The organism is Methylibium sp. (genome assembly GCF_013817345.1).
In the GTDB taxonomy this organism is placed as follows: Bacteria; Pseudomonadota; Gammaproteobacteria; order Burkholderiales; family Burkholderiaceae_C; genus Methylibium.
Map to the genome: position 1 here is coordinate 18,545 of NZ_JACDCW010000003.1, position 20,126 is coordinate 38,670.

The following is a 20,126-nucleotide window of genomic DNA, read 5'->3' on the forward strand; positions in this document are numbered from 1 at the left end:
CAAGCAAACTCACATTACCGGAGCCCGTCATGAACACCCGCCACCTCACCCTCAAGCTGATCGCCGCCGCTGTCGCCACCCTGCCCTTGCTGGCTCATGCTGATTCGAACGTCTCGCACGACGGTTGGACGAATCTCGGCGACGCCGGCGGCTACTCCGTCTATGTCGGGCCGCCGGCCGGCACCATTGGCAAGACTCGCGCCGAAGTGCAGGCTGAACTGGCCGCTTTCCGCGAGAACCCCATCACGGCCGATGGCTGGAAGAACGTCGGCGACGGCGGCGGCTACTCCGTCTACGTCGGGCCGCCGGCCGGCACTCTTGGCAAGACTCGCGCCGAAGTGCGGGCCGAACTGGCCGCTTTCCGCAAGAACCCCATCGCGGCCGATGGCTGGAAAATTGTCGGCGACGGCGGCTACTTCGTCTATGCAGTTCAGCCGGGCGCAACCGCAAGTGAAACCCGGGCACAAGCCAGCATGGAGCGCGAGGTCCAGTAACGGCAGAGATCGCCGGCCCCAAGCCGGCACTCCAGAACCAGGCCCGGTGTCGCAGTGCGCATCGGGCTTTTTGCTCGTGAGAGCGGCCCCGATTGCTCGCCGTACTTCTGTCACCCGCAGCTGACCCATCGATCACTCACTTCGCCAGCTCGAAGCTCACCATCCAACCAGCGTGAACAATGCCGCCGTGCATGGCAGCGACTCACCACGGACTGCTCGCGCTGCTCGTCGTCGCTGCGTGAGCTCTTCTATGCCACCAGCTCGTCGACTGCGGCCTCGGCCCAGTCGGCCAGCGCCCGTGTCGTGCCAGCAACAAGGCTTGGAGATGTCGACGATCTGCGTCTTGCCCTCCGGGTTGATCACGAACAACGCTGGCTCCCGCAAAGGGACGATCAGTCTACTGCGGCATACGCGGCTCCGAGGTGTACAGGTGGAACTGGTGCATCTCGTCACGCGCATCTCGTTGAGCGCGTTGAGATACGTCTTGCAGAGCGGGCAATGCTTTCCGCGATAGACGATGAGCGCTCGTCAGCTGGAGTCCTCCATCGGCTGGCGGGTACTGTTCATCTGGTGGTTGACTGGACCCGGCTCTATCCGGACGAGCTCAATCTGCACGCGGTCCCCGATTTACGCACGACGGTCGACTGGCTCACGCCGAGTGCTTTCGCGGCACCTCGAGTGCTGCCGTGGCGGCGCAACGCTTCTTCCACAAGCCGACGCTCGAACTGCTCGACGCGATGCTGGAATGCGCCCGCACCAACTTCGGCGAACGCTTCGCCCGGCAGCACTGCATCGACTTGCTCGGCTCCGATAAGTGTTTCCGGACTGGTGACGACAAGTCGCTCGACCACATTTTTCAGCTCTCGCACGTTGCCCGGCCAAGCATGGTCGTGCAACCGCGCTAGAGCCCGCTCGGACAGCTGCCGCTCGAGTCCATACTGCCGGCTGATCTCGCTAAGGAAGTGCCGGGCCATTGGAATGATGTCCTCGCGCCTGTCTGCGAGAGGCGGAACGTGGATCGGCACAACATTGAGCCGGTAGTACAGATCGCTGCGGAAGCCGCGCTGGGCCACCATTTCCTTCAGGTCGCGGTTTGTCGCGGCGACGATGCGCACGTTGATGGCAATGCTCTTCGTGCCGCCTACACGCGTCAACTTTCGGTCCTGCAGGACCTGCAGCAGCTTGACCTGCAAATCCAGTGGCATTTCACCGATCTCGTCGAGGAACAATGTGCCTTGATCTGCAAGCTCCACCAATCCAAGCTTGCCTTGCCGATGCGCTCCCGTGTAAGCGCCTGCGTCGTAGCCGAACAGCTCGGTTTCGAGCAGTTCCCTCGGCAGGGCACCGCAATTAATCTTGATGAATGGACCCTTGGCGCGCGGACTTTCGTTATGGATCAGTCGTGTAATCACTTCCTTACCGACCCCGGAGTCGCCAGTGATCAGGACGGTCGTATCGACCCTGGCGACGCGTACGGCGAGCTCTGCGATGCGTTGCATAGCCGAGCTCTGCAACACGACGCCAGCGATGTCTAGCATCTGCATCCGGAGCGCCTTGATTTCGCCATCGAAGCGGCGTATGTTCTCGCGAGCACGCTGCAAGTCCTCCTGAAGCTGCACCAGTTCGGTCGTGTCGCGGGAGTTGATGATTACCTTGCGTACCTTGCCGGCGTCGTCGAACAGCGGGATCCCGGTAACCATGATGGTCTTACCCTCGTGGGTCTGCTGTGTAGCGGTGATGCGCTGCCGCGCCTGCGCGACCTTGCAGGCGATCACCGGTCGTATCCATCCCTTCTTCTCGAATTCGGACACATGCCGACCGATCAATTTCTCGGCTTTGAGGCCGTAATTTCGCTCACAGCCTTCGTTAACAAGCAAGGTCATGCCTTCGCCGTCGGCGACGAAAATTCCGTCGAATGAGTTTCGGTAGATTTCCTCGAAGTCAAGACAGGATTGCCGAGCCTGCGCAAGCTCCGGCAGGGCCGCTTCGGCCAACTCACTCGTCAGAAGCAGGATCAAGCGCTCATCGCCGTGGGTCTGCACTGCAGGGAAATAGACGGCGTCGCCAAGCGAAATGCGACCCAGGGGCGGAACGATCCCACTGAAGGTCAACGCGGCCAGGTCGGGACGCTGTGAGCACAGCGCAGCGAAGACGGCTATGTCGGCGGCCACGCTTTCACGAACGCGGCGACTCAACCAAGTCACGCGCTGCGCACGAACCCAGACGAGGCCGATCGGAAGGCGATCAAGGGTTTGCACTAGGGCTGGTATATCCACTGCGACCGTCCTCGGAGTTGAACCGCACGCAGAGCTATCCCAGTGATTCATCGATGCATCGAAGCATCTGTTGCCGACAGACGATACCTCTGCACTGCCTGAGTCGCCTGAGACTCGTCAGGCCTTACATACGGTTCAACTTCCTGCCGCTCATCGTTGCGATGCTGCATTGCTCAAGTGGAAGGGCGCTTGGACCCGGCCACCACGGTCGAAGCGGTGCACCGGGCCCTAGCGGAAACCACTAGTGCCGCGGCACGTGCCTTGCGTCGAAGGGTTGCCGCGCGAAGACGCGGGAACCTCACTAGGAGATCTGCATGAGCGCAGCCCTGCCACACCCTGCCGTTGTGCCGACACGGCCGTCAGACCTTCAGCCAGTGGCCAACGAAAGCCGCTGTTGGGACGACGCCGTTACTTCGGCCACGTTCGTTCAACTGCTTGACACGAAGCGCCGCCTGATCACGCCGCTGCTGCTTTCCAGCTTCAGCTTCGTCATCGCGATAACGCTGCTCGCCGGCTATGGCAAAGGACTTCTGGCAGTCAAGGTATTCGGTTCATTCAACGTCGGCTATCTGCTGGTGCTATTTACCTACGTCATGTGCTGGAGCGTCGCAATCATCTATGTCCGAGCAGCCAATGCGCGCTTTGATGCACAAGCTGCTGCGGCGATCGGGGAATTGGCGGTACGGAGGCCGTCATGAAAGCGTTGACCTTGCTGATCTTCGCCGTGATTCTCGCGCTAACGCTTTTCATCACATACTGGGCCGCTAAACGCACGCACACCACCAGCGAGTTCTACGCGGCAGGCGGCGCTCTGACGGCCCGACAGAATGGTTTTGCCTTAGCTGGTGACTGGATGAGCGCCGCGGCCTTCCTCGGCTTTTCCGGGCTGATAGCGTTGTATGGCATGGACGGATCGCTGTATGCCGTCGCTGCGCTAGCGGCTTTCCTGGTCATCCTGCTGCTGATCGCAGAGCCTATGCGCAATACCGGTCGCTACACGCTCGGCGATGTAATCGCCTACCGGATGCAAAGCCGTCATGCACGCCTTGCGGCGGTGATCGGCACCATCGTCGTAAACCTCGCTTACATGATCCCGCAAATGGCAGGCGCCGGCGGGCTGATGAAGCTGATGCTTGGGATACCGTATGAATGGGCCGTGGTGCTGGTCGGCATCGGCATGATGGTCTACGTGCTGTTCGGCGGCATGATCGCAACCACATGGGTGCAAATCATCAAGGCGGTGCTGCTGCTAAGCACCGCGCTCGTACTGGTCTTGCTGCTGCTCGCCGAAGTCGGCTTCAATCCATTGACCTTGTTCGCCACGGTCGAGTCGAACTATAGTGCAGCGATGCTGCTCCCCGGCAACTACCTGAAGCACCCGTTGGACCCCCTTTCGCTGGCGCTGTCCTTCATGCTTGGCACAGCCGGTCTGCCCCACATCATGACCCGCTTCTTTACCGTACCTGATGCCCGTACCGCCCGCAATTCCGTTCTCTGGCTGATGTTCCTGGCCGGCAGTTTCTTTCTTGTCACCACGCTGATCGGCTTCGCTGCAGCAAGCTTCGTTGGACAGGACGCGATCAAGGCGGCGGACAAGGGCGGCAACCTCGCGTTGCCCCTGCTTGCACAGTATCTGGGCGGTGGCGCCGGCACACTCGGTGGACAGTTCTTCCTTGCTGTAGTCTGCGCAGTGGCCTTCGCGACGATCCTAGCTGTCGTAGCGGGACTCACGCTTGCGACCTCCGGGGCGATGGCGCACGACCTGTACGTCAATGTGATTCGACGCGGCGAGGTCACGGAGAAACAGCAGGTGCGCATCGCCAGGATGTCGACCCTAGCGGTCGGAGCACTGGCGGTCGGTTTCGGTCTCTTGGCGCAGGGCTTCAACGTTGGCGTACTGGTAATCCTGGCGATTGCCATCGCCGCATCCGCGAACTTCCGATCATCGTGCTGTCGCTGTTCTGGCGCCGGTTCAACACTGCCGGAGTTATCGGGGGCGTGTCGGTCGGTCTGGTGTCTTCGCTGGTACTCGCCTTCATCGGACCGGCGTTCATGAAGGCCGACGCGATATTCCCGCTCCTCAATCCAACGCTGTTGAGCATGCCCTTGGGGTTCCTAGGAGCTTTGCTAGGGACATGGCTCGGCGGTCGAGACGCGGCAAACGAGGCCCGCTTCAGCGAAGTTTTCTTTCACGCGCAAACCGGACGAGGCGTCGGTGCATGACCGCCACGCCAGCAACCGACTTCAACAACTCAACGCTTAAGTGAGCGATCGATGAACGAGATCAAGGCTTTGGTGTTCGACCTGTACGGCACCCTCTATGACGTCCACTCCGTGGCCGCCCGCTGCGAGACCTGCTACCCCGGTCGAGGGCGGGAGATCAGCGCAATGTGGCGGCAGAAGCAGATCGAATACACCTGGTTGAGGAGCTTGATGAACGACTATTGTGATTTCGAGAAAGCGACTGAGGACGCACTTGTCTACACCTGCCGTTATCTTAAATTAGAGCTGGAAGCGTCGACGCAGCAACTCCTGTGCAATGAGTACTTGCAGCTTGCGCCCTTTCCCGAGGTGCCCGCTGCGCTGCGTCGTATGCGAACAAGTGGGCTGCCACTGGCCATACTGTCGAACGGGTCGCGTCGCTCTATCCACGAGGTAGTGAGTAGCTCCGGTCTCGAGGCCGAGTTTGCCCACCTAATCAGTGTCGACGATGTGCGCGTCTTCAAGCCGCATCCGAGCGTCTACCAGTTGGCCGAACGCACGTTGCGGCTGGCGCGAGCGCAGATTCTCTTTGTCTCTTCGAACGCGTGGGACGCCGCTGGAGCTCGACACTACGGCTATCCAGTGTGCTGGGTCAACCGGGCCTCGAATTGCTTCGAGGAGCTCGGGCAGCAGCCCGATCTAGTAGTCGACGGTATCGATACGCTGGCTCGCCACCTGAACGATCTGCAGACGAGTCAGTCTTGATCAACCTGGCCCCGCGGAGGCAACCGAGCGCATAGCCGCGAAGGGGACGCGCGGCGTCGGTTTCCACCTTCTTCAACGGTCGCGCGGGCTGAGCCGGATAAGGCAAATTCCACTCGGCGCAATCCTTGATGGCCTTGTCTAGCGGCACCAGCCCCTCATGTGTGGCGGGCAAAGCCGGCGGCATCCCTTTCCTGCGCCAGCATAGTTTCGCGTCGAGCACGTCTCCCAGGGAGATCTGTCTTTGACGCGTATATCGTCGGCCGCATCCAGCATCAGGAGATCGGTCAGTAGGCAGGACAAAGCTTGTCTTCTGCCTCGCCGTTCACGTAGGAAGGATCACAGGCGCCGTCTTGTAACGGCCCGCCGTTGCCCGAGTTCGTGCGCTGGTCGATTGGCTCGTCGTCACAGATAACGAATTCGTCATTTGCTTGTCCGTACAGCGTCGGGGTGCGCTGCCTACATTGAACCCAGGCCGCCACACATCTGTCGGTGACCGCAAGCAAACTCACACCACCGGAGCCCGTCATGAACACCCGCCACCTCACCCTCAAGCTGATCGCCGCCGCTGTCGCCACCCTGCCCTTGCTGGCTCATGCTGATTCGAACGTCTCGCACGACGGTTGGACGAATCTCGGCGACGCCGGCGGCTACTCCGTCTATGTCGGGCCGCCGGCCGGCTCCATTGGCAAGACTCGCGCCGAAGTGCAGGCCAAACTGGCCGCTTTCCGCGAGAACCCCATCACGGCCGACGGCTGGAAGAACGTCGGCGACGGCGGCGGCTACTCCGTCTACGTCGGGCCGCTGGCGGGCACCATTGGCAAGACTCGCGCCGAAGTACGGGCCGAACTGGCCGCATTCCGCAAGGACCCCATCACGGCCGACGGCTGGAAGATGGTCGGCGACGGCGGCTACTTCGTCTATGCAGTTCAGCCGGCCGCAACCACCGCCAGCGAAACCCGGGCACAAGCCAGCATGGAGCGCGAGGTCCAGTAACGGCAGAGATCGCCGGCCCCAAGCCGGCACTCCAGAACCAGGCCCGGTGTCGCAGTGCGCATCGGGCTTTTTGCTCGTGAGAACGGCCCAAGTGCTCGCGGTACTTCTGACACCCGCAGCTGACCCATCGATCACTTACTTCGCCAGCTCGAAGCTCACCACCGTGATGCCCCCGTTCGAGCTGGCATCCACAGTACCACGGTGCATGAGGGCAATGGCCCGCACGATGGCCAGGCCGAGGCCGTTACTGTCGGCGCGGGGAGCGCGCGAGGGCTCGGCACGGTAGAAGCGATCGAAGATGCGCGCCAGGTCTTGCCGCGGGATGGTGTCACCGACATTGCGCACGCTCACCCGCGCGCCACGATGGGTATGCATGACCCGGATGGCAACCACGTGCGGGTGTGGCCCGCTTGAGTACTTGAGCGCGTTCGACAGCAGATTGGACAAAGCCCGTCGAACCAGACCGGCATTGCAGCGGACACTCGCATCACCTTCGCACACCACCTTGGCCCTGCTGTCGGCAATCAACCCGTCGTAGTACTCGATCACCTTGGCAGCCTCGCCAGCCAGCGAGACCCATTCGCACCCCGTGGCCTGTTCACCAACGTCCGCGCGCGCCAGGAACAGCATGTCGTTGACGATGACGCGCATGCGCTGCAGCAACTCCAGGTTGGCCGCAAGCAGCTGTTCGATCTCTGTTTGGGAGCGCGGGGCCGCAAGCGTCACCTCGACCCCGCTGATCAGTGCGGCGAGCGGCGTGCGCAGTTCGTGCGCCACATCGGCATTGAAAGACTCCAGGCGTGAATAGGCCTCCTGCAACCGGTCGAGCGCATCGTTGAAAGAAACCGTCAAAGCCTGCAGCTCGTCGTCTTCGTCATCGAGCGGCAGGCGCACAGAAGGCGAGTGCGGGCCAATACGTCCAGCATGCTCGGCGAGGCGGCGGACCGGTCGGAAACCGCGCCGGGTGGCCCACGCCGCCAGGGCAGCGGTGGCCAAGGTGCCGAGCGCGCAAAGCCAGGCGACAGTCGTGCCGTACATGCGCAGGACGTCATTACGCATGCTTGCCGCCATTGCGACGGTGACCTGGGCGCCCTCACTCGACCCGGGCTCCTTGATGCTGACGCGGCAGCCGCTTGTCACGGTACCGTCCGGCAGAGTGAACGTGGAAGGCGCCTCGCCCACGTCGAGTGCCAATGGGTCTTGCGCATTGCCGAAAAGCCGCGTGCCATCGCGGGCATGGATCCATACGAGCAAATTGCCGTGGCCCATCAGCACGTCGTCCAGCTTTCGCCGGAATTCATCGTCGATGCCCGATTGCCCCTGCTCGACGAGCATGCTCTGCACCAGGATTATCTTGCTTTGCACCTCGTCGAACTCGACCCGCATCAACTCGCGCTCCAGCGTCCAGTACAGCAATGCGCCGAGTGCTGAGAACACTGCCACCGCAATAAGCGCCAAGGACATGGTGAGCCGGGCGACAATCGATCGGGCCGGATTGAGGCGCGCGTTGCGCCAAAGCTGCGCGCAGCTAAGCGATGTACTCACCGGCGCGCCCTAGCGCATCGTGGCCGCTTGGAAAGTGCAAGCGCGCATGCTTCGCGACGGCAGTGCGCGACGATCATGCCCTCTGCTCGAGCACATAACCCATTCCGCGTACGGTGTGCAGCAACTTTGCAGCAAAAGGATCGTCGAGCTTGCCGCGCAGCCGGCGCACGGCGACTTCGACAACATTGGTGTCGCTGTCGAAGTTCATGTCCCAGACCTGCTCTGCCAGCAGCGTGCGCGAAAGTACCTGACCTTGGCGTTGCAGCAGCAGCGTGAGCAGAGCGAACTCCTTGGCGGTCAAGTCCAAGCGCTGCTCGCCGCGTAGCGCCTTGCGGCGCACTAGGTCTAGGGCCAGCTCACCGAGTTGCAGAACGGTGGCTTCTTGCGCGCGGCCGCGGCGCAACAAGGCCTGCACGCGAGCAAGCAGCTCAGAGAATGAGAAGGGCTTGATGAGGTAATCGTCCGCGCCTCCCTGTAACCCGCGGACTCGGTCCTCGACCTTGTCGCGGGCCGTCAGCATCAGCACGGGCGTGTCCTTGACCTTGCGTACTGCGTCGAGGACGCCAAAGCCGTCGATGCCAGGCAGCATCACGTCAAGCACCAGCAAGTCGTAGCTGCCCTCCAGGGCCAGATGGCGACCGTCGATGCCGTCGTGGGCGACATCGACCACGTGGCCGTTCTCGCGCAATCCCTTGCACAGGTAATCGGCCAACCTACGCTCATCCTCCACGATCAGCAAACGCATCGCACGCTCCGAGTGTTGTAAGAGGCATGTCGTGCGACGGGTCGAATTCCTTGCACTCGGTCATCCCGAGATGAGTGGGTTATGCGCTACCTGCCGGGGTTGACTTCGCCGATTAAGTGCGAAGCCGCTGGCGCCTAGCTGTCGAAGAGCGACGATCCGGCGATCTAGATGAGCTTGAGGCGATTGACCGCGTCCCTGTCCCAACTCATGCCGTTGCCCGGCCGGTCGGGTGGAGAGACGCACCCGTCGACTACGCTCAGCGGTTCCTGAAGGATCGGGTTGGCCCAGTCCACGTACTCGAGCCAGTGAGCAGTCGGGCTCGCGGCAAGAAGGTGCACACTGACTTCCGTAAAGAGATGCGACGAAAGCTCCACATTGGCGGCGTCGGCCAACGCTGCTGCAGCGATCCAACCGCTAACGCCGCCGATGCGCTCGAGGTCCGGCATCACGAAATCGCACGCTCGTTGTGACAAGGCCTGCGTCATTGCACGCGGCCCAGCGAAATTCTCACCAATCTGGACCGGCGTGCGCAGAAGCGCGGCGAGTTCGGCGCACGTGACGTAGTCGTCGTGGCGCACCGGCTCTTCGATCCGCACCAGCCCTTCGTCGTCGAGTTGACGGCAACGATCGCGCGCCACGGCCGGGCTCAGCGCCTGGTTGAAGTCGGCCATCACGCCGACGTCCGCCGGTACTGCGGCAAGCACAGCCCGCACCGCGGCCAGGTCGTCCTTGGCATGAGGCCGCCCGAGGCGCATCTTGATGGCTCGGAATCCCTCATCAACCAGTGCCAGAGCTTCTACCGCCGCCGCTGACGACTCCTGCAGCCCGAGACCGTTGCTGTTGTAAGCCGGCACCGGCCCGAGTGGCGCACCCAGCAGCGAAGCCAGTGGCAGTCCGGCAGCGATGGCAAGCGCATCCCAACAGGCGACGTCAATGCCCGCCATCACCATCAAGACGACGCCACGGGCTCCCACCAGGCGGAAACGCGACTCGAGTACTCGCCGCACTTCCGCTGGTGCAGCCGACGCGCCGGTGAGCACCGCGGCGGCATCGCGCAGCAGCGCAATTGCGGCAACACCCACCGACTGCAGATAGCAGAAAAGATAGGCGTGCCCGACGATGCCTTCTTCGGTTTGCAGGTCGATCAGCAGCAGCGCTGCGGTCTCGATGCGCATCGCACTGGTACCCAGCGCGCGCCGCTTCGGCACCATCACCAAAGTCCCGTCGATGGACCGGACAGTGAGGCGCTGAGCGTTCATCCCGGGCGCCCTTCAACATGCACCGACAAGATGTCGAGGACGGCCCGGTTGCACGGGGTTGCAATTCCCAGACGTTCACCGCGCGACACCACGTCGCCGCTCAGCCAAGGCACTTCGAGGCGGCTGCCGCGCTCGAGGTCGTTGTGCATCGAGGACGTCATGGACGTTGGAAGCTGATCGCAGAACGCCAAACGATCGCTCGCATAGTCGACCGGCAGCGCGACGCCCTCCGCCCGGGCAACCTGTACCGCTTCGTCCATGATGTCGCGCAGGAAGGCACGCGCCCGCTGGTTGCCGCGGATGGCGCCGATCGACATCCGCGTGGTCGCGGTGGCGCCTGAAAGACCGACCAGAAAAACGAACTTCTCCCAAATCGTCTGCCGAATGCAGCCGCTCAACTCATGCTCGATGCCCGCGGCGGCGCACGCGTCGCGAAAGCGCGTGACTCGCGCACTGGTCTTGCCGTCGTATTCCCCAAACACCAGCTTTTGCATGTTGCCCGAGTGCCTGATCACCCCCGGCTCAGCCAGCGTGGCCGCGATATAGCAGACGCCACCGAGGACCTGCGAGGCACCCAGTGCCGCTCGAAGGATGTCGTCCTTGACGACGCCGTTCTGGAATGACACCACGGCGGTCTGCTCGCCCACCAGCGGCTTGATAGACTCGGCGGCGAAGGCGGTGTCCCACAGTTTCACGCCGAACAGCACGAGATCGGTCTCCCCAATCCCCGCCGGCTCGTCGGTGGCTCGGACCTTGGGCAGATGGAGACCTCCAAGCGGGCTTTCGATTCGCAAGCCGCGTTCGCGTAGCGCTGCAAGTTGCGCTCCGCGGGCTACGAAGGTCACGTCGCACCCGGCGTTCGCTAGGCGTGCGCCGAAGTAGCCGCCTACGCCGCCGGTTCCCATGATGGTCACACGCACAAACTCTCCTTGAATGGTCGTTGTCAAGAACTGCACATGGTCGGCGAGTCGCGAGCCGACGTTTCTCTTGGCGCAAGCACGATGCGAGGCCCGGGAAGGACTCCCGCGCTTTCACGGCGGTCATATCCCGAGCCGCGCCATTCATTTCCTCGCCAAGAGATCGGCGATCGTGCCGCCCTGTTCGAGGCAAGATTTCGCCGTCGTACCCTTGAAGCCCTGCCCTTTGCAGGCGCTGTTGCCTTTACAAGCGCTTTGAGCCGTCTTGCAGTCGTTCTGGCCCTTGCACTCGTTGACGCCATAGCAGTGCACCTTGTCGCTGGCAGCGACGGCTAGGCCGCTCGAGCCCGGCTGATTCGCGGCAGCAAAAGCACCGGCGGACAGCGCAAGGGTAGCCGCGGCGGCAGCCAGTCGGGCGCCTTGTGAGTGAATGGACATGATGGTTTCCTTTAGGTTGAGGGGACAGGAGTTCGGCCCCCGGCTGGAGCGGGCCGGTGGGTGTGAGCAGCGCCGTACCGCGAAACGGACCGGCGTCGCCTCTCGGACTGACAGGCAAGGGGCTCAGTTGGCCGCCAGCCCTACGACACTGCGGGGCAACCCGCTGCCGCTCCCGGCGGCGGTGAGGGCGCCGTCGGGGTCGATGTCGAACACGACGACGCGTGCGTTGCCGCGATCGAGGACGAACAATCGTTGCCCGCCAGCCGAGATCGCTGCGTCCACGGGCGTCGAGCCGTCACCGACGCTGCCTGCCTGTGCAGCGATCAGCGAGATCGTGCCGTCCCGTGCGATACGGAAGCTGCTGATGCTGCGGCTGCCGGTGTTGGCCGTGTAGAAGTAGCGGCCGTTCGGCGTCACGGCGACCCAGCATGGCGCGGTCTGCGTCGTCGCGACCGGCCCGCTCAACAGCTGAGGGACCGGGCCGTTGAGCCGGTACGAGGATGCCGTGCCGGCGCCGGCCTCCGAGACGAACAGACGGTTGCGGCGGTCGAATCCAAAACCGAACGGCACCAAGCCCGCCGATCGGCTGATCAGCGGTGCGCCGAGACTGCCGTCGGCGCCCACGCGGTAGGTGACGAGCCGGTGGGTGCCCTTTTCGGTCACGATCAGCGTGTCGCCATCGGCGCTGAACGACACCTGCGCCGCTGCCGTGCCGCTGGAGGCTGAGAGCGGCCGACTACCGAGCTGCGTCAGCTGACCCCTGTCGTTGCGAAAGGCGACGATATTGCCTTCACCCTGGTCGTTGAGCACCACGACGATGCCTTCGCGCTCGGCCACGCTTATCGGCCGGGTGCCGCCAGAGTCGACCACCGACGCCAACCGCAATTCGAGTCCACTGACGAGGAAAGTCGCCAAGGTGTTGCTACCGGCGTTCACGACGAACACATAGCGGCCGCTGCCGCTCAGGCTCACCGCGCCTTGCGAGCCGAGCCCGCCGCCGCTGCCAGCGCCGTCGCTCGACGCCGAGGTTCTCCGCGCGAGCCCCCCGTTGCCGTCGGGCGCGAACACGACCAGCTCGTTGCCCGCAGTCGAGTTGCTGATCGTGAACACCTTGTCGGCATGCAGTGCGTCCGCAGCCATGCCCTGACGGTGGTGGAATGCGGTCAACGCGAGTGGCAGGCCAAGCAGCTTGAAAGCGTCGCGGCGGGTAGGTTTCATGCAGGTCTCCTTGGGAACGGGCCGCCAGTGTTGTTCAGGCCCGGACACAACGTCCTCACGCAGAGTTCAACTTAATGTGAACATTTCGGGCCCGTGCGCGCTGCAAAATGCCTTGAGCAGCGGGAGAGCAACGATGGATGCACGTAAACGCGTGCTGCTGGTGGAAGACGACCTCGGAATTGCCGAGATACTGCGGCTGCACCTCGCCGACGAGGGCTACGCGGTGGAGCACGCGGCCGACGGACACAGCGGACTGGCGCTGCTCGAGCGCGGCGGCAGCTGGGACGCGCTGATCCTCGACCTGATGCTGCCAGGCATCGACGGCCTTGAAATCTGCAGACGCGCGCGCGCGATGGCGTCCTACACGCCCATCGTCATCATCAGCGCGCGTTCCAGCGAGGTGCACCGCATTCTCGGATTGGAAATCGGCGCTGACGACTACCTTGCGAAACCTTTCTCGGTGCTGGAGCTCACCGCGCGAGTGCGCGCACTGCTGCGCCGTGTCGACGCGCTCGCCAAGGCAAGTCGAATCGAGGGGGGTGCAATAGAGACCGGTGGACTGCGCATCGACCCACTGACACGAGAGGCCGCGATCGACGGGCACCGGTTCGATCTGACGCCGCGCGAGTTCGAGCTGTTGTACTTCTTTGCGCGCCGCCCAGGCCATGTGTTCTCGCGGCTGGACTTGCTCAACCAGGTTTGGGGTTACCGGCACGACGGCTACGAGCACACCGTCAACACCCACATCAATCGACTGCGGGCGAAGATAGAGCCCGATCCCACGGTGCCGCGACGAATCCTCACCGTTTGGGGGCATGGCTACAAGTTTGCGCCACTCGAAAGCAACCGCGGTGGTGGGACGGCAAGATGAGCCGACTGACGCTGTGGCAGCGACTCGCGTTGGCCTTCGCTGCCCTGTTACTCGTTTGCTGGGCGGCCACCGCGTGGCTGCAGCTCAGCGCCAGCCGGCTGCATGAGCAAGAGGTCGTTCAACGGCTGTCGCGCGACCTTGCCGCGCACATCGCCGGCCACACCGCGCTGGTGGAGCGGGACGGCAGCTTCGACCGCGAAGCCGTTCGGGCACTGTTCGGGATGCTGATGGTGGTCAACCCGGGCGCAGAGGTTTATCTGTTGTCGCCGGACGGAGGCATCGAGGCGCAGGCCGCACCGCCAGGGCACCTGAAGCTCGATGCGGTCGATCTTCAGCCGATCCACCGCTTCCTTGCTGGTGAGGCGCTGCCAATCGCAGGCGACGATCCTCGTGCCGACGACGGCGTACGCAAGGTATTCAGCGCGGCGCCGCTGAGCGCCGAGGGTCGCGATGCGGGCTACGTCTACGTGGTGCTGATGGGTGAGGCGCACGATGTGCTGGCCGCGGCGGCTCCGTCCAGTGCAGTGACCCGCGCTACCCTGGCGTCGATGGCCATCGTGGCGGTATTGGTGCTGCTTGCCGGGCTCGCCGCCTTCGCGTGGATCACGCGCCGGCTTCGTGCTCTGACCGCCGAGGTGCGACGGCTCGAGCGAGACGGCTTCGCCGTGGCCGACGAGGCGCTGCTCGCTCCCCCCGAAGGGGCGCAGCGCGACGAGATCGCACTGCTGCATCAGGCCTTCGTGCAGATGGCGCAGCGCATCGCCGCACAATGGCGCGCGCTGGTCGACCAGGACCGGCAGCGCCGTGAGCTGGTAGCCAATATCTCGCATGACTTGCGCACGCCGCTGATGTCGCTGCATGGATACCTCGAAACGTTGACGCTGAAATCTGCGTTGCTCGGCGAGGCCGAGCGGCGCCGCTATCTCGAAACCGCGTTGGCCCAGAGCCGAAAGGTCGGCCGTCTTGCGCAGGAGTTGTTCGAGTTGGCGCGACTCGAGCACGGCGCCGTCAAGCCCGCCCTCGAGAGTTTTCTCTTTGGGCGAGTTGACGCAGGACGTGTTCCAGAAATTCGAGCTCACAGCAGGGTCGCGACAAGTGAAACTCGATGCGGACATCTCGCTGCTGCTGCCAGCGGTTAACGCCGACCTCGGCATGATCGAACGCGTTCTTACCAACCTCCTGGACAACGCAGTCCGCCACACGCCTTCTGGCGGCGAAGTGCGCGTCGAACTGCGCCATACCGACGGGCGCGTGACGGTACAGGTGAGCGACACCGGCCCAGGTATTGCGCCCGAACTGCGGCGCACGCTCTTCAAGCGCGCCTCTACCGGCTCGCCCCTCTCGGGTCAGTCGAACGGGGGCGGGCTCGGCCTCATGATCGTTCGCCGTATCCTGCAGCTGCACGGCAGCGACATAGAACTGCTAGATCGGCCGGGTTGCGGCGCGGTCTTCAGCTTCGCTCTGGCGGCCAGCTGCGGTTAGCGCGTTCGCCGAGCAGGATTGCCCACCGGCCCGGAAGCGACGTCGGATAGCCGAACGCCCAATCGCGTCCGGGTAGCCTTTCATCAAGGACGAGGCAGCTTTCGAGCCAAAAAGTCGCGCATCAGGGCCGCGATTTCGTCGCCCTTGTCCTCCAGTGCGAAGTGCCCGGTGTCAAGGAGATGAAGCTCGGCTTCCGGCAGATCGCGCAGATACGGATACGCGCCATCGACGGGAAAGATCTTGTCGTTCTTGCCCCAGACGATCAGCGTCGGCGGACGGTACTCGCGGAAGAAGGCTTGAAATTGCGGGTAGAGCGCGACGTTGCTGCCGTAGTCCTTGAACAGGTCGAGCTGGATCTCGACGTTGCCGGGTCGGTCCAGCAAGGCTTGGTCGTGCACCCAGCTGGCTGGATCAATGCGAGAGGGGTCCTTCACCCCGTCGATGTACTGGTACTTCGTGGCGTTGAGAGTGGTCCCTGCGCGCAGGGCGTCGCGGCGCTGTTGGGTGCCTTCGCGCCAGTAGGCCTTGATGGGGTCCCAGAACTCGCGCAGCCCTTCCGAATACGCGTTGCCGTTCTGAACGACAAGGGCAGTCACACGGTCCGGCTGACGGAGCGCCAACCTGAACCCGACCGGCGCACCGTAGTCCATGACGTACAGCGCATAACGCTCCGCGCCAAGTCGCGTGAGCAATCCGTCGATCAGTTCCGCGTATATGGCGAACCCATAGGCGAAACTCTTACGGTCAGGCGCGGCGCTTTGGCCGAAGGCTGGGTAGTCGGGGGCGATGACGCGGTAACGATCGGCAAGCTCGGGGATGAGATTGCGATACATGTGCGACGACGCCGGAAAACCATGCAGAAGCACCACCACCGGCGCATCGCGCCGGCCGGCCTCGCGATAAAAGAGGTCTACCCCGTTCACCTCCAGTGTGCGATGCCGGACGACCAGATGGTCCGCCGCGGCGCCGGTCCTTGCTTCGCCCTTCGCATTCGACATCGCTTTCGCTCCCGGCAGGGGCGTCGCTACAAGCCCTCCTCGTTCCAGCTTCGATGCTTGCGCCTGGAGCGGTTGTGAGAACGACGCGAGGAGCGCACAAGCCGCAGCTAGCATGGACAGGGGGACGGTGTTGCGAAAGGCTGGTTTCATGGAATTTTTCTCTGTGGGCGTTCAGGTTCGTGGCGCTATGTAACTTATAAATAGCGTTTATATAAGTTACTTCAGGCAAGCTAACGTGTCAACAAGAATGACGAAAGTTACAATCTTGCTGATCTCGTCGCAGCCCCGGCACTCTCAAGCATGTCGCCACTTTTCCTTGCTGGTCACCCGGCCCTCGACTTCCTCAACACGGCCCTAGCCCCTCAGGGCAGACCGATAGAACTGATCGGGAATGGCGGGTTGCTTGTCGACTGGCTCCGTGGCGCGAAGCTGCTTAGCGAACAGGAAACCTTGGACGTGAAGCGCCGCTTCGGCGTCAAGGCGCTCGATAGTGCGGCCCGGGAAGCCCGGGTGGTCCGAGAGTGGGCACGTGCGTGGCTTGCGCGTTGGCGGATGGCCTCCGCCGAAGACAAGGCGGAGGATCTTCGCTTTCTTAACCGCCTCCTCGCGTATGAGATGCGCACTCGCCAAGTGGTGGTGGTGGATGAGGGACTGCGCCTCGTCGAGCGCGCCCGACTCGAGACGCCCGAAGCCGTGCTCGCCCTGATCGCATCTCAAATCGCCGCACTGGTGACGACCGAAGATCCTTCGCTCATCAAAGATTGCGCGGGGCATGGCTGTACCCTATGGTTCCTAGACCGCACCAAAGCGCATCGGCGTTTGTTCTGCAGCGCCGCAGCATGCGGGAACCGCGCCAAGGTGGCAGCGTTTCGAGGCAGACAGCGGGCGGCAGGATAGTCGCGTCTCGATCGTCAAGGTGACGGCCGCTCAACTTCACTGAACCGGATATCTCGTTCGAGCGACGTCGGTTCCACCGTCGTGCAATCGGTCTATGTCTTCAAGGATCCGTTGGCCACGACCGGCCTGGGCGTGTTGCGCAGCGTGCCGAACATGGTCAGGCAGACGCTGAGCAACTTCACCACTTCGACGGGCGTCGTTGCCCGCACGCTGGCCAGGTAGCGTGACCGAAGCTGTCTGAGCGCCCGGCGAGCCGGTGAAGAAGTAGCCCTCGCCTTCGAGGAAGCCGAAGATCAGATCGAGGTCGGGCTCGGTGGAGAAGAACTCCGCCGTCACCGTGCCCGTCTGCATGGCGGGCGGCTCGAAGCTGAACCTGTCGACGAAGAAGCTAGTTTCGAAACCTCCCCGGCGCCGCGACTTTTGGTGCACGTCGCTCGACCGAGCGGTGCATCGTGGTGTCGAAGGCCCAGCGCCTGAGGGAGGTGTGTTGCTGCCTAGCCGCAACGTTGTAGGCGCCGGTATAGACGACCAGGAGGCCGGCGATCGCGAACAGCGCCAGCAGACCGAGCACGCCGATGGCGATGCGCACGCGCGTTCCCGGTGCTTGCGGTTCTTATCCATCAGATGGGCCTCCTTCCATAAGTGCAGCCGCTGGTGCTGCAGCAGTTGCGAGAAACGGGTTGCCGGCGGCTTCTCTGCAGCGACCGGCCGATAGCGCGGCAAGTTGCGAGAACAGGAAAGTCGAACCACAACGATGCTGATCTCCACCAGCGTAGCGCCTCGGCCAGAGCGTCGTGGGCGGCGGCGTCGGCTTGTGGGCCCGAGTCGACAGGCACTAATCGGCGCAGCGCTGGACAACCTGGCCGACGCGTCGGTATTTGAGTCCTGCAACGGCCGACCCATGGCGACTTGTATGGCGACCAACTCAGTCGAAAAGCGAAACGGCTTGCAGGTGCTCACCTGCTAGCCGTTGCATTCTCTGGTGGGCCTGAATGACTCGAACACTCGACCTATGGACTAAGAGTCGCCCAGACCTTCCTCCCCACCCCACGGCGGCTTTTGACTCTGTATTCCCGTGCCGGCTAGGCGTGGAGACGGTCTTGCGATGACGCTCGAATCAGAGGAAGCCTTTTTGGTACTTTTTTGGTACCCACAAGAGAAAAGGACTTGGCGTCTCCGCCAAGTCCTTGATCCGAATGAAATTATTGGTAGGCGCGATTGGACTCAAACCAACGACCCCCACCATGTCAAGGTGTACTCATCACGCGCCCGGTCCACACGATCTTTCATGCAGGAACTTTTGCAGGAACCACACTTTGTGAAACGGCAGAAACTCAGGCTCCGCATTGCCTACCCAGGCGTTTTCGATCCTCCTCCTCCCACCAAAGTTCTTCCAAGGCCTTGCCCCGCAAGGCCTTTTTCTTTGCCGGATCTTCAGGGCATCGAGGTGATCCACCTTGGCGTGTCGGCGCATGCTCAAAAACGATCCCAAGCCCGGGCGGCGGGCTGATGTGGTGCATCGGCCAGATCACCCGGGAGTACCGGCAGCGCATGTACGAGCTGTTGGCGCGGTACGCCCGAAGACCCGCCGCCAGGCCAAGGACGAAACCACTGCTTGGCTGCTCTGGTACAACCTATCGCGACTGCATTTGATGCTCGCCTACGTCAGCCCGATGCGGTTCGAGCAAGACTGGCTTGCGGCTCAGGCCATGCAAGCCAATTCATGACTCGGCCATGGGATACGGACTCCGGGAGCAAGGTCACGGTTTGAAGTGCTGCCAAAATTGACCGGTCACCTCCCATGAGTTTTAACTCGCTTTGCGCGTTGCCATGCCTTCGTCCGATCACCGAGTCACGATCGGCGGGTCGGGTTCGTCACAGTCGGTTAGCTGCACTGGAGCTTCTTTGGGCAAGAAACACTATGGCTACCTCTGTGCGGCGCTTGGCGCCTACCTTGCCTGGTTGCTGGCGTATGCCCTGTTCGGTCCGCCGACCGCCGACCGCATCGATGCCGACAGCCCGAGACTCGTGACGTGGGGACGGGCCGTTTACGCAAGCCACTGCGCCGCGTGCCATGGTGCGGAGCTCGAAGGCCAGGCTGGCTGGCGCCGGCTCGGCCCGGATGGCCGCCTGCCCGCGCCACCTCACGACGAATCGGGCCACACCTGGCACCACGGTGATCGTTACCTGATCCGCGTGGTTGAGCGAGGCATCGTGGCAGGTGTCGATCGACCGCCCGACTACGAGGGCAACATGCCGGCCTTCGGGCAGACACTGAGTCCGCAGGAGATCGTGGCCGTGATGTCGTTCATAAAGAGCAGCTGGTCGTTCGACTACCGCGCGTGGCAGGAGCAGGCCACCAGCGACGGGGCGCATTGAACACGTCTGATCCAGCGCCCCGCGGGACGGCGATTGTCACCCCTCGCATGCGATCCGTCGCAAGTACCCTGACCCGACCGGAGTGATCGATGAAGGCATTGACGATCCTGCTGGCGGCGCTGGCCGCCGTGGCAACTTGGGTTGTGTTCGGCCCGCCGCTCGAGCGGCCGCAAGCAGCGCCGCCGCTGGGTTACCTCGCGGCCAAGGGCGACGCGTTCTTTGCGGCGTCCTTCAAGCAGATCGGCAGCTCGGTGGTACCGCTGCAGACTTTGCGCGGCAAGCCCGTGGTTGCCTACTTCTGGGCCAGCTGGTGCGCCAAGTGCCGAGAGGAGCTGAAGGCCGTGCAGGCGCTGCAGGATCAGTACCGCGACCGCGGGCTCGTGGTGGTGGGCTTCGGCATCGACCAGGTCGACCGGATCGAGCGTTTTGCCCGCGAAGCCGGCATCGATTACCCGGTGTTCGCGGGAGGGCCGGCCGCGATCGCGCTGTCCAAGCGGATGGGAAACCTGCGCGAGGAGATGCCGTTCGCCGTAGCCATCGATCGCGAGGGCCTCGCCGCGGCGTCCAGGCTCGGCGAGTTCGAGCCCGCCACAGCGCAAGCCCTGGCCGCCGCTGCACTCAGATGAGCCGCGGCCGCTGCGCCCACC

19 protein-coding genes, 1 tRNA gene and 2 pseudogenes are annotated in these 20,126 nt (G+C 63.3%); 11 read left to right on the forward strand and 11 right to left on the reverse strand.

The features are described from left to right. Positions 1–29 precede the first annotated feature (29 nt). On the forward strand, positions 30–494 hold the full coding sequence (locus tag H0W40_RS01115; RefSeq protein ID WP_292442198.1) for an SPOR domain-containing protein: 465 nt from the start codon (positions 30–32) through the stop codon (positions 492–494). 590 nt (positions 495–1,084) lie between these two features. Here H0W40_RS01115 and H0W40_RS01120 read toward each other — a convergent pair. Beyond that, positions 1,085–2,752, reverse strand: coding sequence for a sigma 54-interacting transcriptional regulator (locus tag H0W40_RS01120; RefSeq protein ID WP_292442200.1), 1,668 nt, complete (start codon positions 2,750–2,752; stop codon positions 1,085–1,087). 332 nt (positions 2,753–3,084) lie between these two features. On the opposite strand from H0W40_RS01120, the gene H0W40_RS01125 reads away from it, so the two are divergent. From H0W40_RS01125 to H0W40_RS01135, 3 genes are all read left to right on the forward strand, one after another. After that, on the forward strand, positions 3,085–3,468 hold the full coding sequence (locus H0W40_RS01125; protein WP_292442201.1) for a DUF485 domain-containing protein: 384 nt from the start codon (positions 3,085–3,087) through the stop codon (positions 3,466–3,468). Beyond that, positions 3,465–4,826, forward strand: a complete 1,362-nt coding sequence (locus H0W40_RS01130) for a cation acetate symporter (protein ID WP_292442204.1) — start codon at positions 3,465–3,467, stop codon at positions 4,824–4,826. Before H0W40_RS01125 ends, H0W40_RS01130 begins: the two co-directional genes overlap by 4 nt. Positions 4,827–5,044: 218 nt before the next feature. Further along, positions 5,045–5,737 carry a haloacid dehalogenase type II gene (locus H0W40_RS01135; protein WP_292442206.1) on the forward strand — a complete coding sequence of 231 codons (693 nt, stop codon included), beginning with the start codon at positions 5,045–5,047 and terminating at the stop codon, positions 5,735–5,737. Positions 5,738–6,021: 284 nt separating this feature from the next. Here H0W40_RS01135 and H0W40_RS01140 read toward each other — a convergent pair whose 3' ends face one another. After that, positions 6,022–6,264 carry a hypothetical protein gene (locus H0W40_RS01140; RefSeq protein ID WP_292442207.1) on the reverse strand — a complete coding sequence of 81 codons (243 nt, stop codon included), beginning with the start codon at positions 6,262–6,264 and terminating at the stop codon, positions 6,022–6,024. Between H0W40_RS01140 and H0W40_RS01145 the strand changes: the two genes are divergently transcribed. After that, the gene (locus H0W40_RS01145) at positions 6,263–6,730 is read left to right on the forward strand and encodes a hypothetical protein (RefSeq protein WP_292442209.1); all 468 of its coding nucleotides are present in this window, start codon (positions 6,263–6,265) and stop codon (positions 6,728–6,730) included. The genes H0W40_RS01140 and H0W40_RS01145 overlap by 2 nt on opposite strands. 135 nt (positions 6,731–6,865) lie before the next feature. Here the strand turns inward: H0W40_RS01145 and H0W40_RS01150 are convergent, their stop codons facing one another. The 5 genes from H0W40_RS01150 to H0W40_RS01175 all read right to left on the reverse strand — a co-directional run bounded on the left by H0W40_RS01150 (position 6,866) and on the right by H0W40_RS01175 (position 12,852). Then, positions 6,866–8,275: a heavy metal sensor histidine kinase gene (locus tag H0W40_RS01150; protein ID WP_292442210.1), complete on the reverse strand. Its 1,410-nt coding sequence runs from the start codon at positions 8,273–8,275 to the stop codon at positions 6,866–6,868. A 73-nt stretch (positions 8,276–8,348) separates the two neighbouring features. Next, positions 8,349–9,020: a heavy metal response regulator transcription factor gene (locus H0W40_RS01155; protein WP_292442212.1), complete on the reverse strand. Its 672-nt coding sequence runs from the start codon at positions 9,018–9,020 to the stop codon at positions 8,349–8,351. A gap of 164 nt (positions 9,021–9,184) precedes the next feature. Then, positions 9,185–10,279: an enolase C-terminal domain-like protein gene (locus tag H0W40_RS01160; protein WP_292442214.1), complete on the reverse strand. Its 1,095-nt coding sequence runs from the start codon at positions 10,277–10,279 to the stop codon at positions 9,185–9,187. Continuing rightward, positions 10,276–11,199: a 2-dehydropantoate 2-reductase gene (locus tag H0W40_RS01165; RefSeq protein ID WP_292442216.1), complete on the reverse strand. Its 924-nt coding sequence runs from the start codon at positions 11,197–11,199 to the stop codon at positions 10,276–10,278. The genes H0W40_RS01160 and H0W40_RS01165 overlap by 4 nt, the downstream gene beginning before the upstream one ends. A 558-nt stretch (positions 11,200–11,757) precedes the next feature. Then, a complete protein-coding gene (locus H0W40_RS01175; protein ID WP_292442219.1) occupies positions 11,758–12,852 on the reverse strand; it encodes a beta-propeller fold lactonase family protein in 1,095 nt (364 codons plus the stop codon). Positions 12,853–12,985: 133 nt separating this feature from the next. Here H0W40_RS01175 and H0W40_RS01180 point away from each other — a divergent pair, with 133 nt between their 5' ends. Together H0W40_RS01180 and H0W40_RS01185 are read left to right on the forward strand one after the other, a co-directional pair. Further along, on the forward strand, positions 12,986–13,723 hold the full coding sequence (locus tag H0W40_RS01180; protein WP_292442262.1) for a response regulator transcription factor: 738 nt from the start codon (positions 12,986–12,988) through the stop codon (positions 13,721–13,723). Beyond that, a pseudogene (locus H0W40_RS01185) lies at positions 13,720–15,205 on the forward strand (sensor histidine kinase). The gene H0W40_RS01180 and the pseudogene H0W40_RS01185 overlap by 4 nt, the downstream one beginning before the upstream one ends. 83 nt (positions 15,206–15,288) lie before the next feature. On the opposite strand, the gene H0W40_RS01190 reads toward H0W40_RS01185, so the two are convergent. Then, a complete protein-coding gene (locus tag H0W40_RS01190) occupies positions 15,289–16,353 on the reverse strand; it encodes an alpha/beta fold hydrolase (protein WP_367153714.1) in 1,065 nt (354 codons plus the stop codon). A 150-nt stretch (positions 16,354–16,503) separates the two neighbouring features. On the opposite strand from H0W40_RS01190, the gene H0W40_RS01195 reads away from it, so the two are divergent. After that, positions 16,504–17,100, forward strand: a complete 597-nt coding sequence (locus H0W40_RS01195) for an ABATE domain-containing protein (RefSeq protein ID WP_292442221.1) — start codon at positions 16,504–16,506, stop codon at positions 17,098–17,100. A gap of 36 nt (positions 17,101–17,136) precedes the next feature. Here H0W40_RS01195 and H0W40_RS01200 read toward each other — a convergent pair whose 3' ends face one another. The 3 genes from H0W40_RS01200 to H0W40_RS01210 all read right to left on the reverse strand — a co-directional run bounded on the left by H0W40_RS01200 (position 17,137) and on the right by H0W40_RS01210 (position 18,371). After that, positions 17,137–17,451, reverse strand: coding sequence for a hypothetical protein (locus tag H0W40_RS01200; RefSeq protein ID WP_292442222.1), 315 nt, complete (start codon positions 17,449–17,451; stop codon positions 17,137–17,139). Positions 17,452–17,488: 37 nt separating this feature from the next. Beyond that, positions 17,489–17,689: a hypothetical protein gene (locus tag H0W40_RS01205; RefSeq protein ID WP_292442224.1), complete on the reverse strand. Its 201-nt coding sequence runs from the start codon at positions 17,687–17,689 to the stop codon at positions 17,489–17,491. Positions 17,690–18,306: 617 nt separating this feature from the next. Next, positions 18,307–18,371: transfer RNA gene (locus H0W40_RS01210), tRNA-OTHER, on the reverse strand. Positions 18,372–18,683: 312 nt separating this feature from the next. On the opposite strand from H0W40_RS01210, the pseudogene H0W40_RS01215 reads away from it, so the two are divergent. From H0W40_RS01215 to H0W40_RS01225, 3 genes and pseudogenes are all read left to right on the forward strand, one after another. Beyond that, positions 18,684–18,827: pseudogene (locus H0W40_RS01215) on the forward strand (IS3 family transposase); the annotation flags it as partial. 178 nt (positions 18,828–19,005) lie between these two features. Then, positions 19,006–19,479 carry a cytochrome c gene (locus tag H0W40_RS01220; protein WP_292442225.1) on the forward strand — a complete coding sequence of 158 codons (474 nt, stop codon included), beginning with the start codon at positions 19,006–19,008 and terminating at the stop codon, positions 19,477–19,479. An 89-nt stretch (positions 19,480–19,568) separates the two neighbouring features. Further along, a complete protein-coding gene (locus H0W40_RS01225) occupies positions 19,569–20,105 on the forward strand; it encodes a TlpA disulfide reductase family protein (protein ID WP_292442227.1) in 537 nt (178 codons plus the stop codon). Positions 20,106–20,126 lie beyond the last annotated feature (21 nt).